This is a genomic window from Sphingomonas sp. GW821-FHT10F11, from assembly GCF_058809095.1.
Genome location: NZ_JBXASH010000005.1, coordinates 272,514 through 284,918 on the forward strand (window position 1 = coordinate 272,514; position 12,405 = coordinate 284,918).

At 61.8% G+C, this 12,405-nt stretch carries 13 protein-coding genes; 9 read left to right on the forward strand and 4 right to left on the reverse strand.

The annotated features are described in order from the left end of the window. Positions 1 to 68: 68 nt before the first annotated feature. Complete coding sequence (locus AC1RT8_RS16490) at positions 69 to 1,154, forward strand: sensor histidine kinase (protein WP_493076738.1); 1,086 nt, start codon at positions 69 to 71, stop codon at positions 1,152 to 1,154. Positions 1,155 to 1,347: 193 nt separating this feature from the next. On the opposite strand, the gene AC1RT8_RS16495 is transcribed toward AC1RT8_RS16490, so the two are convergent. Beyond that, positions 1,348 to 1,968: an outer membrane protein gene (locus AC1RT8_RS16495; RefSeq protein ID WP_493076739.1), complete on the reverse strand. Its 621-nt coding sequence runs from the start codon at positions 1,966 to 1,968 to the stop codon at positions 1,348 to 1,350. A 484-nt stretch (positions 1,969 to 2,452) separates the two neighbouring features. Between AC1RT8_RS16495 and AC1RT8_RS16500 the strand changes: the two genes are divergently transcribed. The 7 genes from AC1RT8_RS16500 to AC1RT8_RS16530 all read left to right on the forward strand — a co-directional run bounded on the left by AC1RT8_RS16500 (position 2,453) and on the right by AC1RT8_RS16530 (position 7,604). Beyond that, the gene (locus AC1RT8_RS16500) at positions 2,453 to 3,466 is read left to right on the forward strand and encodes an ABC transporter substrate-binding protein (RefSeq protein WP_493076740.1); all 1,014 of its coding nucleotides are present in this window, start codon (positions 2,453 to 2,455) and stop codon (positions 3,464 to 3,466) included. A gap of 65 nt (positions 3,467 to 3,531) precedes the next feature. Next, positions 3,532 to 4,239, forward strand: coding sequence for an ABC transporter permease (locus AC1RT8_RS16505; RefSeq protein ID WP_493076741.1), 708 nt, complete (start codon positions 3,532 to 3,534; stop codon positions 4,237 to 4,239). A gap of 34 nt (positions 4,240 to 4,273) precedes the next feature. Further along, complete coding sequence (locus AC1RT8_RS16510) at positions 4,274 to 4,933, forward strand: ABC transporter ATP-binding protein (protein ID WP_493076742.1); 660 nt, start codon at positions 4,274 to 4,276, stop codon at positions 4,931 to 4,933. After that, positions 4,917 to 5,702 (forward strand): formylglycine-generating enzyme family protein, encoded by a 786-nt coding sequence (locus AC1RT8_RS16515; protein ID WP_493076743.1) that lies wholly within the window; start codon positions 4,917 to 4,919, stop codon positions 5,700 to 5,702. The genes AC1RT8_RS16510 and AC1RT8_RS16515 overlap by 17 nt, the downstream gene beginning before the upstream one ends. After that, complete coding sequence (locus tag AC1RT8_RS16520) at positions 5,699 to 6,868, forward strand: hypothetical protein (RefSeq protein ID WP_493076744.1); 1,170 nt, start codon at positions 5,699 to 5,701, stop codon at positions 6,866 to 6,868. Before AC1RT8_RS16515 ends, AC1RT8_RS16520 begins: the two co-directional genes overlap by 4 nt. A gap of 15 nt (positions 6,869 to 6,883) precedes the next feature. Continuing rightward, positions 6,884 to 7,114, forward strand: coding sequence for a NifU family protein (locus AC1RT8_RS16525; protein ID WP_493076745.1), 231 nt, complete (start codon positions 6,884 to 6,886; stop codon positions 7,112 to 7,114). Between the two features lie 169 nt (positions 7,115 to 7,283). Next, a complete protein-coding gene (locus AC1RT8_RS16530) occupies positions 7,284 to 7,604 on the forward strand; it encodes a hypothetical protein (RefSeq protein ID WP_493076746.1) in 321 nt (106 codons plus the stop codon). Between the two features lie 20 nt (positions 7,605 to 7,624). On the opposite strand, the gene AC1RT8_RS16535 is transcribed toward AC1RT8_RS16530, so the two are convergent. From AC1RT8_RS16535 to AC1RT8_RS16545, 3 genes are all read right to left on the reverse strand, one after another. After that, positions 7,625 to 8,488, reverse strand: a complete 864-nt coding sequence (locus tag AC1RT8_RS16535) for an SDR family NAD(P)-dependent oxidoreductase (RefSeq protein WP_493076747.1) — start codon at positions 8,486 to 8,488, stop codon at positions 7,625 to 7,627. Positions 8,489 to 8,661: 173 nt separating this feature from the next. Beyond that, positions 8,662 to 10,113: an aldehyde dehydrogenase family protein gene (locus AC1RT8_RS16540; RefSeq protein WP_493076748.1), complete on the reverse strand. Its 1,452-nt coding sequence runs from the start codon at positions 10,111 to 10,113 to the stop codon at positions 8,662 to 8,664. Between the two features lie 53 nt (positions 10,114 to 10,166). Next, entirely contained in the window at positions 10,167 to 10,784 is a 618-nt protein-coding gene (locus AC1RT8_RS16545; protein ID WP_493076749.1) for a TetR/AcrR family transcriptional regulator, read from the reverse strand. A gap of 193 nt (positions 10,785 to 10,977) precedes the next feature. Between AC1RT8_RS16545 and AC1RT8_RS16550 the strand changes: the two genes are divergently transcribed. After that, entirely contained in the window at positions 10,978 to 12,291 is a 1,314-nt protein-coding gene (locus tag AC1RT8_RS16550; RefSeq protein WP_493076750.1) for a hypothetical protein, read from the forward strand. Positions 12,292 to 12,405: the final 114 nt, after the last annotated feature.

A 12,405-nucleotide genomic window follows, 5' to 3' on the forward strand; every position in this document is an offset into this window, starting at 1 on the left:
CGTGCTCTCGCCTGCAAGCGGAGCTCTTTCGTGACCCTCAATGCGCTCCACAATATCGCGACTTCGTCGTGTTAGACCCGTTTCGTACCGCGCACGATGCGCAGGTTCTTGCGCTCGCCATCGTGAACACGATCCCCGAGCCCTTCCTGGTCCTGGACGAGGGCTTTCGCGTGCTGGCGGCGAGCCGCGCCTTTTACGAGGTCTTCCGCGTCGATGCGGCGGATACCCAGGGCCGGTCGCTGTTCGCGCTGGGCGACGGCCAGTGGAACATCCCCGCGCTTCGCCACCTGCTCGAAACGATCATCCCCGATCGTGTCGCGATGGACGGGTTCGAGGTCGCGCACGATTTTCCCGGCCTTGGCCTGCGGATCATGCTGCTGAACGCGCGCAAGGTCATTTACGAGGACAGCCCGGCGATCACCATCCTGCTTGCCTTCCAGGACGTCACCGCCGACCGGTCGATCGAGAGCGAAAAGGCGACTCTCCTGGCGCGCGCGGAGCATCTGCTCGGCCAGAAGCAGATGCTGCTCGAGGAAATGCGGCACCGCGTCGCCAACAGCCTTCAGATCATTGCCAGTATCCTGCTGCTGAAGGCGCGCGCGGTCGCCTCCGACGAAACCCGCAAGCACCTCAAGGACGCCCATCTGCGCGTCATGTCGGTGGCGACGGTGCAGGATCACCTGCATACCGACGACGGCATCGCCCAGATCGATGTCGGTCCCTATCTGTCCAAGCTGTGCGCTGGCCTGAGCGCGTCCATGATCGGCGAAGACAGCCCGATCGCGATCGAGGTCAGGGCGGACCACGGCATGGCGGAGTCGGCGACGGCGGTGAGCCTGGGCCTGATCGTGACCGAACTCGCGATCAACGCCATCAAATACGCGTTCCCCAGCGGCAAGCCCGATGCGCGCGTGCTGGTCCTTTACGAGCGGGACGATGCGGACTGGAAGCTGACGGTTTCGGACAACGGCGTCGGCCAGACTGCCGCCATATCCCTGCCCGGCGAAACCGGCCTCGGCACCACCATCATCAAGGCGCTGGCCAAGCAACTGAATGCCGTGGTCGAGATCGTCAGCGGACCGGACGGATTCAGGACCACGGTCACCAGGGCCAGCTTCACGTCGCGCGCCGCGCCCCGGGCGGCGGCGGCATAGGCCAGCACCGCCGTCATGAGACCCCCGAACGGAACCAGCGCGATCATCTCCTTCCTCACGAACGGCAAATGCCCGTCATGGCCGATGATCCGATAGAGCCGGTCGGTCTCCAGCATTCCCGCGTTGCTCGCGCCGACAAGAAAAGGGGCGGCATCGCTGCCGCCCCTTCCCTGTCTTTCAACCGATCCGAAGATCAGAAGCGGAAACCGAAACCCACCAGGCCCTGGTGACGCTGCAGATCGGCATCGATGCCGAAATCATCGTCATTGGTGCTGTAGTTGGTGAAGACATATTCGATCTTGGCATAGGTGTTCGCCGAGATCGGCAGCTCATAGCCTGCGCCGACATGCCAGCCGTCCAGATTGCCGCTCGCGGAGAAGTTGTTCGCCGGCGCGACATTGTCGCGGTACGAGATGGTCGCGCGGCCGTTGGAATAACCGCCCTTGAGGTACAGCAGGCCGCTGCGCACCACGCCGCCGGCGCGCACGCCCGCGGTGATGTTGCGGCCGGCCTTCAGGCAGGCCTCGTCATTGCCGAACACTTCGGTGCAATCCTTGGTGGTCGATCCGTCGATGCCGGCATAGGCGCCGATGACGAAGCCCGACTTGGTGACATAGTCGTAGCCGACCTCGCCGCCATAGCTGAGACCGACCTTCGAGCCGCTCTCGTCCTCGACGCTCAGCACGACGTCGTCGACGCCGATACGGGCCTCGACGCGCGCGCCGCCCTTGAATTCGGGAGCCTCGTCCTGCGCCATCGCCGGGGTGGCGATCACGAGCGCTGCGACGGAGGCGAAAAGAAACTTGGTGTTCATGAAATTCCCCTGTGGGTTTGGTCCGCTCTGCGGCGGTGGCGCGGAATTAGGGATTCTCCGCTGCAGCGCAACACAGGAAACGCTCCGAAATGACGGAATTATGACGTTTTTCCACGTGTGTTGTATCACTGTCACACTAAAGTCGGACAACATGCCTGATCTGGAGCAAGTCCGCGATTTCGTCCCACCCCCAAAAGCGGGATTCAGGGCTGCAACCTCTCCCCCAGATCGTCAATCGTCTGAGCCCGGCCAAGTGCACGGTCCATGATTCGCGATTAGCTCCAATTAGTTCCATCGCCCTCTTCAATTCGCGATGCACACCTCGTGCATAACGCGAATGACTTTGCGTTCTGGAAATCAGGTGAACTCTGCCGTAACAGCTCGGAATTTGCGCAAGGTCGTTTGTTAGAAGCGCCAATGTGGCTATCGACGGGACCAATTCCAAAGGATAAAGAAGTCCCCGTATCCGGGGTAAGGGGGCAAAATGGCTGACCAAATCAACGCGGCCGGAGGCAAGTTGCGCCTCTGGATTTGGCTGCTTCCGCTACTCGCTATGTTAATTGCCGTGGTAGCCTGGATGTGGCTGAGGCCGCCGGAAAATCCACCGAAACCGGCGCAGCCGCGATTGACTGTTGGTTATCAGACGTCGCCAGCGATGGCGCTGATCATTGTGGCGGATGCGCGCCATCTTTTCCAAAATGTCGATCTCAAGGAATTTCCGGCGGGAAAGCTCGCGCTCGCAGCCTTTCTGACCGGCTCACTGGACGTTGCGGTGGCGGGCGACATGCCGACGGGTCTTGCCCTGCTCCAGGGCCTGAAGCTCACCGCCTTTGCCGAGGTGATCCGCGATTCCCGGGACGAGGTACGCATGGTCGTCAAGGACGCGAAATGCGACAAGGCCCACCCCGCCAATTATTTCCTCAACGGCAGCAGAAAGAAGATCGCGACCTCGTTCGGCGGCGGCCCGCAATATTTCTCCTACACCTTTCTTCGCGCCGCCGGCGTGCCGCTCAATCAGGTCGACCTTGTATCCTATGCGCCCCCGGAAATGGTGCCGGCGCTTTCCTCGGGCGCAGTCGATGGCATAGCCGTTTTCGATCCAGCGGCTGCCAAGGCCGAAAGCCTCCTGGGTGCCAGTGCGTGCGTGTTCCCGGATCCCAAGGTATATCGACAGCATTATATTGCCGTCGCGGCACCTGCCACCATAGCGGGTAACGATCCCAGACTGGCCCGTTTCGTCAACGCATTGCGCCAAGCCGAAACCTTCATTGAGCAACACCCCGACGAAGCCAAGCGGATCGTTCAGAAGAAAACCGCGATCGACCCGAAGATTCTCGACGAGCTCTGGCCGAAGCTGAATTTTGGCGTGACGCTCGACCCGGCCGGTCTACGGACCCTCTGGATGCAGGAAGCGGAATTTAACCAGACGCAGGTTGGCGGGGCTTCGCTCGTCGTACCGGATTTCAAGAAAGCGGTTTCGACCCGCTACGTTCCTTGATGCCGGAGCCCTTTTGGATATGGTTGCGCCGCAGCCGTGCCCCCCTGGGCATCCTCGGAGCGGCTTTGGCGCTGCTGATTTGGCAGATCGCGGCCGCACAGATCGGTAATCCGGGGCTTTTCCCACCGATCCAGCGCGTCGGCACTGCGTTCATTGCCTGGGTGCGCAGCGGTAGCCTGATCGCTGATTGTCTCGAGAGCCTGCCTCGGGCCTATTTCGCTTTGATCATCGCGACGCCCATCGGGATCGGACTGGGGTTGACGCTTGCACTGTTGCGACCCGTCCATGCCATGCTGAATCCCCCGGTCCAGTTCATCCGCTCGTTGCCGCCGGTCGCGCTCTTGCCGCTTTTCGTCCTGTGGTTCGGGATTGGCTGGAACGCCAAGCTTGGGACCGCTGTGTTCGTTTGCGTCTTTCCAATCGCGATAACCGCCATGCAGGCGGGCAAGACGGTGGACAAATCACTGCGTGAACTGGCGATCGACCTGCGCCTCTCACCCTTTTTCTATCTCACCCGCATCATGCTGCCGGGCGCATTGCCGTCGATTGTACCCGGCATCCGGCTTGCAGCCGGCACCAGCTTCATCATGGTCTTTGTGTCCGAATTGGCGGGCGCGACCAGCGGACTCGGTTATCGTATCTCGATTGCCCAATTCGCCTACCAGACAGACCTGATGCTTGCGGCACTATTCGTCCTTGGGGTCGCGGGACTCGCGACGGACGCGGCGATCACCGCCCTCAGCGGCAAGCTCCTTCACTATGCCGGCCGCTAAGGACCAGGTCGCGATCCGGCTTAAGGAGGTATCGGTGGCCTTTGGCGACTTCATCGCGTTGCGCGATGCCAGCCTCAGCGTGAGTCCGGGGGAATCAATCGCGCTGGTGGGGCCTTCGGGCTGCGGCAAGACGACGTTGCTGCGCGCAATCACCGGGGCCGTTCCAGTGTCGGGCGAACGCCTGCTGAACGGTGAGTTCGGCATTGTCTATCAGGATCTCAAATTGTTGCCCTGGCTGACCGTGACCTCCAACATCATCCTGGCACACCCGCATCGGGTCGACGCGCGGGGCGAGGCACTTCGCCTGCTGGACCAGATTGGCCTGCGATCAAAGGCCGACGCTTATCCCTATCAACTCTCGGGCGGGCAACGACAGCGGGTGGCACTGGCCCGGGCAATGTTTGGTGGGGCCGATATATTGCTGCTCGACGAGCCGTTTTCTGCATTGGACTTCCTCGCCAAGGATCGGTTAATCGGAGCGATCGAAACGTTGCTCAGGGACAATCAACTGACCTTGATCATGGTAACGCATGACTTGAACGATGCATTGAACGTGGCCGACCGGATGATTGTCCTGCGCGACGGAATGATCGTGGGCGATTTCGAAAAGGATCAGCTCCTGCTGAACGGTACCGATCAGGCGAAAAACAGAATCATGGCTCTATATGGGGACGAACATGTCAGCCTATCCTGATTTCCAGCCGCCCCTGAACCAGCCATCCAGCGCACGATTCGAGGGCGGCTGGTTTGACATGGGTAGCGACGACGGCGCCCCGGCCGAGGCGCCCTCCCACCGACATTTCGTAGAGCCCTTCGCGCTCGACCGCGATCTCGTCACCAATGCCGAGTTCAGGCTCTTCGCCGAAGCCTCGGGGTATAGATCCGATGCGGAACGGATTGGATCGAGCTGGGGGTTCGACGGCGCAGCTTTTCGCGATATCCCCGGCCTCGATTGGCGCAGCTTCGCAACGCGTGACCGGGATGATCATCCTGTCGTCCAGGTGAGCTGGAACGACGCCGCGCGCTACGCCGAATGGGCAGGAAAGCGCCTTCCCCTGGAAGCTGAATGGGAGTTCGCGGCGCGGGCTCTCGCGGGCCGGAACACCTTTCCCTGGATCAATTCATCGGACCTGTCGTCGACGTGCGGCGCGGGGCGGCATTGGGGAAGTGGCCCTGGCACGTCTCCGGTCGGCTCGTTCGATTTGGATCGGCCGGTGCGCGACCTTGTCGGCAATGTCTGGCAATGGTGCGCGGATGATTATGTCGCGAATGCCTATGCGGTATATTGCGGGAACGACGCCGTCGCCGACGATAGCGGGCGGGAAATGGGCCTGAAGGTCCGACGCGGCGGCGCATGGAATGTCCAGCAGGCATTCCGACTGCGCTGCTCGAACCGCGGCGCGTTTCAGGCCGAGCGTGGCGCGCCGAACGTTGGATTTCGATGCGCGGCGGTACATCCATGAAGCCCCCGCGGACCGCAGCGAAGACAAAGGCGCGGCCGGCCTCCATGCTGGCCCGCGGAGGCCTTGCCGCGATGTTCAATTCCCGCAGCGGTCGCAATCCCTTATGGGTAACGTTCGCCGCAGCCGGCGTCATCATCCTCGTCGCGATGGTGACGGCCGTGCTCAGCGTGGCCATAATCTTCAATACCGCCCAATATCCGTATGGCGGGGTAAGCCTGAGCAATCTTCTGGGCGCGCCGGGCTTCCTGACAGGCCTCGGCATCGGTTGCGCAATGGCAGTTCTCCTCATTCATTGGGGCCATTTCGGAAACGATCTGAAGGTCAGCTTGTCTACCGTCTTCACGACAAAAGGCGTGGTGCGCTCCCTGGTGATTATTGCCGCGCCGTTAGTGCTATTGTCTTCGGTACAAATGATCGCGAACCTATGGGGCGACAAGGAATATTTCCTAAGCACTGCCAAGTTCGTGGAATTTTTGAACAAGGCTTCGAGCAACGGTCTCATCGCTTTTTTTGTGACCACGCTTGGGCTGGTCGGATTCTACATGTCGATCCGGCAGCTTCATGACTTTCACAACAGAATCTTTGGTTTCCCATCCTTGATCGACCGGGTTCATGATCTGGCGATGCACTCCTCGGTGGAGGACAAGCTACACATTATCGCCTATACGCCGGCGATCGGCTTTCTCGCGAAACACAAGAATTGGGTGCGGATGAAGGACGCAATCCTGCAAACCGATGCCAACAACGAACATGTTGTCAGAATTCTGACCCAAAGCTGCAGCAGCTTGGAGCATTGGCACAGGAATTTCGAGGGACGCCCGATAAACAAGTTTAACGGAAAATTCATTGGCGACGATGAGATCCAGGGAGCCGATAAAGAGGCAGCGGATATAAAGGGAAAGCTTTGTGAAGATTATATTGAAGTAAATTATGAAACTCTGCCAGGATACTATTGTTTTTTCAATTCAAAATCTGCAATAATAGTAACACCTCTATTCTTACCATTGAATTCAAATCCAGTGAAAGAAAATACGAAGGACGAGGTCCGTAACATCAGACGAGACTTGGTCGCGCCTCATATGTTGGGCTTCTCGACTAACGATCAACTGACCATTCGCGACCTCTTCGAACAGTTTGAATATATCGTCAAACTGGGCAAGATTTGAAGGCTGACGGGAATCATGAGTTCGGACCTGCAGGAACTGCTTGATGCGGCGCTTGATCGGATCAGGCCAGCCATGGAAGCGGATGGCGGCGGCTTGACCTGCACGGTCGCCCCCGATGGCGAGATCATGGTGCGATTCAACGGCACCTGCCGCTTTTGTCCCAGCCAGTCGCTGACGCTGCGCGAAGCGGTATTGCCGACGATCCGCGCCATAGCGCCGCAAGGCAGCGCGATTACGGTAGAGTAGTTCGATAGCGACACGGGCGACATTGGCCTTCCGGACTGCTCGAAAGGGATATCATGGGCCGCCGCCGTTTGCTGCCACAAGCCTCCCAGGCTGGACCCGGGCGGGTTCCCTGCCGTAATTGCCGGGAGACAGGATCCCCATGACGGACAGAATCACCAGGCCCGAATCATTGCCGGCAACCGCCGTCGTCCGCGTCTCGCGCGCCGGTTTCGACCCGAGCCGGTTCGCCGAGGTCGACGCCGCGAGCAGGAAGACCTCGGAATACATCATCCCGGCCATCAGACGGCTGCCGGGGCTCCTGCACTTTTATGCGGGCATCTCGCCCAAGGGCTCGATCGTGCAGGTCAGTGTCTGGGACACCGACGAGCATGCGGCACAGCTGGACCGGTTGAAGGAGATGGTCGTCGACGGCCGCAGGGATATGGAGGCGGTCGGCGTGACGTTCACCCCGATTTTCAACTATCCGATCGATTGGACCTGGACCGTCTGACCGGACAATGCCGGCGCTGCCTATTCGGAAGGGAAAACGGGCATCGGCCCATTGGAAGCCACATCCGTCCATGCGCTTACGGTCTTCCACCGCTCGTCAGCAGCCTTTCTCGCTGCTTCGGCGCCCAATGCTCCCTGGAGGGCGTCCGAGCCGAGGAGGAGGTGAGGCGGCAGACGATCGGCGTCAGCGACCGCGACGACGACCTGCGCGATCTTTTCGGGATCGCCCGCTTCATTGCCCCAATAGGCTTCGAGTTGCCGGACGGTTTCCCCAACCGAGGCATCATAATCCGGCAACATGGCGGGCACGCTGCCAAATGCGCGCTGGCCCCAATTCGTGCGCATGCCGCCTGGTTCGAGCGCGGTCACCTTGACGCCGAACGGCGCGGTCTCGAGAGCGATCGTCTCGGTAAAGCCGCCCACCGCCCATTTGGAGGCAATGTAGGAAGCGTTGCCCGCCAGGGCGGATCGCCCGCCGAACGACGAAATCTGGATGATATGACCGCTCCTCTGTCGGCGCATAGCTGGGAGGGCGGCCCGGGTGAGGTTCACCACACCGAAGAAATTGGTTTCCACCACACGGCGAAAATCGTCCGATGGAACCTCTTCGAATGGCCGCGCCTCGCCAAATCCCGCATTGTTCACGAGAACATCGAGGCGTCCGAAAGCCGAGAGGGCAAGCTCTACGGCGGCGACGCTCTCGCGCTCGTCGGTAACATCGAGACGGGCCGCCCTTATGCGAGGGCCATAAGCCGCAACCAGGTCATCCAGCTGGCGCACGTCGCGCGCCGTCGCGACGACATGATGACCCGCCTCCAGCGCTTTGGTCGTAATTGCCCGTCCCAGACCCGAGCCGCTGCCCGTAACCAACCATATTTTAGACATATCAATTCTCCTTTGATTCTGACTGTCCAGACAGTCATTTAATGGTGAAATTTTCAGGCTAATTTTCGCCCCAAGGCCTCGAAGCCGGCTTGTGACGCTTCTTCCTTGATCGCGGAATTTGCGATCATGAAGTCCATATCGGGCAAGTCATCGCTCCCGCTGCCCGCCTCCTGCTATCTCTTGACGGTCAGGGTCTGGGCATCGGTGAAGTCGAGCAGGCCGGCCAGGCCGCTTTCCGTTCCCAGGCCGGACTGTTTGAGCCCGCCGAAAGCCACATCGGGCGCCAGGTGCTGCACCTCGTTGACCCAGACCGTCCCGGCCTGGAGACGCTCGGCGATGGCATAGGCGGCGTCGACATCCGCCGACCACACGGAGGCGCCGAGGCCATAGTCAGTCCCATTGGCGCGCGCCACCACGTCATCGATATCCGAGAATTTCAGGAGCGGCAGAACCGGCCCGAACTGCTCCTCCTGAACGATACGCGCATCCTCGGGAGGATTGTCGACGATCGTCGGCGCGACGAAGAACCCCGCCGCCGATGTGTCGGGCATTCCTCCGGTGAGAAAGCGATAGCCCTTGTCCCGGGCATCGCGGATGAGCCCGACGACGGTGTCATATTGCTGACGGTTCGAGACCGGGCCGAGTTGCACGCCATCGGCCAGGGGATCGCCGACCACCACCCCGCGCGCATAATCGGCCAGTGCCGCCGCGAAAGCGTCATAGATATCGGCGTGAACATAGAGGCGTTTCGTCGCCAGGCAGAGCTGGCCTGAGTTGACGAAAGCGGCCCAGAAGAGCCTTTCGGCGGTGGCTTTGACGTCCACGTCCGGCAGGACGATGGCCGGGTCGTTGCCGCCGAGTTCCAGCGTGACGCCGGTCAGCCGCCTGGCGGCGGACGCCATGACGAGGCGTCCCGTCCGCGTCGAGCCGGTGAAGCTGATCCTGTCGAAACCGGGATGGGAGGTCACCCACTCCCCAAGGCCGTCCGTGCCGGAGATGATGTTGAGCACGCCCGCCGGGACGACATCGCGCAGGATCTCGCCGAGTTTCAGATTGGCCAGCGGAGTCAGCGTCGACGGCTTCAGGACGACGGTGTTTCCCGCCAGCATGGCCGGACCGATCTTGAACGCGTTCTGCCCGATCGGATAATTCCAGGGCGTGATCGCCGCGACGACCCCGAGCGGGATGCGCCGCGTTACCGACCGGCGCTCCCCATCGTCCTGGTTGACGATCTCCGGAAGCTCCAGACGGGCGCTCTCGCGGAGCCATAAGGTGAGGAAACCCACTTCGAAGTGCGCGAGCGCAAGCGGCTTTCCCTGCTCCGCCGTCACCAGCCCGGCCAGCATGTCGACATTGGCATCGATCGCATCGGCCATGGCGAGCAAGACCGCGCGGCGCTCCGATATCGGGCGCGCCGCCCAATCGGGAAAGGCAGCGCGGGCAGCCGCCACGGCCTGTTCCAGCTCGTCGCGCGAGCAGTCCGGCGCCGATGCAACCACCTGGCCGGTGGCGGGATTGACGATGGTGTAGGTGGCGGCGCCGGCGACAGCCTTGCCGCCGATCGTCATGGTGAAGCTGTGGTCGGACATGGTGGCGTTCCTTTTCGTCGTGTTTACCTCGGACATGGTCGATCTCCTTTTTATTTGACTGTCTGGACAGTCATTTAATAGTGAAATTTTCAGGCAAGCATGCGCCACAAGGCGTCGAAGCCGGCCTGTGAAGCGTTTTCCGCCATCGCCGGATTGGCGATCATGAAGTCCATCGTCGTGCCCGCCATCCCTTCGACCAGCTCCACGACATAGGCACGCGGCGCGGCGCGCAATGTTCCCCGCCTGGCCACCCGATCGATCAGGTCGAGCACCGGTGCGGCCGATATCGTGGCTGCCCGACGGTTCGCGTCGGTAATCTGATCGGAGACATGCAACTGCGCCAGAACCTTGCGCTTTCCGGGATTGGCGATGCCCCAGTGCGTGCGGGCAACCCAGAAACACCTCAATTGTGATTTCTCGTCCTGGTCGGCGGGGATGGCCGCCGAAACGGTTTCGATCAGGTCATCCTTCCATGCGGCATAGATGGCGTTGAACAGGTCCGTCTTCGTCTCGAAATAGGTGAAGACGGATCCGTTCGAGATGCGGGCATGCTTCGCGATGTCGGCGGTGGATGTGCCCAGGCCTCGCTCTGCCATCAGTTCGGTCGCCGCGATGATGATGCTGTGCCTGCGATCATCGCTAAGAGGTCGAGCCATGCCGTTCCACCTGTATGTTTCCTGTTGGCCATTAAATGACTGTTCAGTCACTCATTGTCAAGGGCGCATTGCGGATTCCGGTGACGGCGCGCTCATTTTTCAACCATATCATTGAAGTATAACGATAATTATTCTGACATCGCAAGATGTCCTGTCGCCGAGATTCCCGTTCGGATACTCGACTTGGTCGCTCGTCTCGCATCGGTTGCCTGTCCGCCCGTTCTGCCCCTAACCTGCCTGCGCCATGCCCAAATCGATCCATGCCACGCGACGCACGCTGTTCGTCTGGATCGCCCTGGCAACCCTGCTGGCATGGGCCGTCGTGATCGCCGATCTGGCGCGCGGCGGCCGGCCCGATCCGCCGTCGCTGCGCGCCGCGGCAACCTTGCTCGACGGCCCCTGGCGATTCCACACCGGCGATGATCCGCGCTGGGCCGGCGCCGATGCGGACGACAGCGATTGGGAGACGATCGATCTCACCGCCGCGCCCAGCAGCCATGACGGCGATGTCGGCCTGCCCGACTATGTCGGTGGCTGGATGGCACATGGCCATCCCGGCTACACCGGCTATGCCTGGTACCGGCGCGTGGTGACCGTGCCGGCGGGGCGCGCATCATGGGACGTGCTCGGGCCGACCCTCGTCGAGGACGGATACGAACTCTATTGGAACGGCCGGCTGCTGGGCGGCTCGGGCCGGCTAGGTCCGCATCCGCGTGTCGTCGGCACGCGGCCGATGCGCTTTGCCCTTCCGGCCGACGCGGCGGGCACACGCGGCGTGCTTGCCGTCCGCGCCCTCATGCTGCCCGCCCCTGCGCCCAGCGCCGAAGGCGGCGGCCTGCACAGCCCGCCCATCCTGGCGCCCCGACCGGTCGGCGATGGACTTCACCGCGCGCAATGGGAGCGAACGATCGCCGGTTATGTCGTCGATGCGATCGAGCCGCTGGCGATGTTCCTGCTCGCCGGACTGGCGCTCTGGTGCCGGCCTCGCAGCAGTTTCCGGGGTTTCCTGATCTTCACTGCCATCGCGCTTGCACTGGCGGGGGCCCGCCGCCTCAACAACGCGGTCGTCGCCTGGACCGATCTGCTGGATCTGCCCACCTATGCGTGGCTGGCGCAGTTCATGTGGATGCCGACGGTGGCCGCCTGGGCGCTGGCGTGGAATCGCTGGTGCGAGCGTCGATGGCGCATCATCGATGTGGCGGCGCTCGCGCTCGCGGCCGCCCAGATCGTCGCCGCCGCCACTAACGCGGCAAGCGTGACAAGCGCTGGCCGCCTCGGATCGATCGCGCTCTTCGTCGTCATCGGCGCGCGCATCGTCCTGGGCGGGCCGATGCGGATTCACGCCATCATCGCTCTGGCACTGACCACCCTCGCCTTCTTCGGCGGCGAGTTGCTGGATCCGATCGGTGTGCCGGGCATCTGGTTCCCGTTCGGCATCGGGGTCTCGCGGACGCAATATATCTACGCGGTGCTCATTCCGGTGCTGGCGGTTCTGATCGCGCGAACCTTGGGCGACCGTCGCGCGCCTGCGGATCCCGGTGGAAGCGCAGGTAGCTAAAGGCGCAAAAACGATCACCCCGCTTCGGTCAATTGAGTGGACCGCACGTGCCCGGGTTGCGGACGCTCTGGCGGGGTATGACTGAGCGGGGGGCTGGCGCGCTGTTGACGTAAA

What these genes read in the sequence shown, in the direction of transcription:
- AC1RT8_RS16495 (WP_493076739.1), bottom strand. Translation starts at nt 1,968, where the DNA reads ATGAACACCAAGTTTCTTTTCGCCTCCGTCGCAGCGCTCGTGATCGCC.
- AC1RT8_RS16515 (WP_493076743.1), top strand. Translation starts at nt 4,917, where the DNA reads ATGTCAGCCTATCCTGATTTCCAGCCGCCCCTGAACCAGCCATCCAGC.
- AC1RT8_RS16525 (WP_493076745.1), top strand. Translation starts at nt 6,884, where the DNA reads ATGAGTTCGGACCTGCAGGAACTGCTTGATGCGGCGCTTGATCGGATC.
- AC1RT8_RS16535 (WP_493076747.1), bottom strand. Translation starts at nt 8,488, where the DNA reads ATGTCTAAAATATGGTTGGTTACGGGCAGCGGCTCGGGTCTGGGACGG.
- AC1RT8_RS16550 (WP_493076750.1), top strand. Translation starts at nt 10,978, where the DNA reads ATGCCCAAATCGATCCATGCCACGCGACGCACGCTGTTCGTCTGGATC.
- AC1RT8_RS16540 (WP_493076748.1), bottom strand. Translation starts at nt 10,113, where the DNA reads ATGTCCGAGGTAAACACGACGAAAAGGAACGCCACCATGTCCGACCAC.
- AC1RT8_RS16500 (WP_493076740.1), top strand. Translation starts at nt 2,453, where the DNA reads ATGGCTGACCAAATCAACGCGGCCGGAGGCAAGTTGCGCCTCTGGATT.
- AC1RT8_RS16520 (WP_493076744.1), top strand. Translation starts at nt 5,699, where the DNA reads ATGAAGCCCCCGCGGACCGCAGCGAAGACAAAGGCGCGGCCGGCCTCC.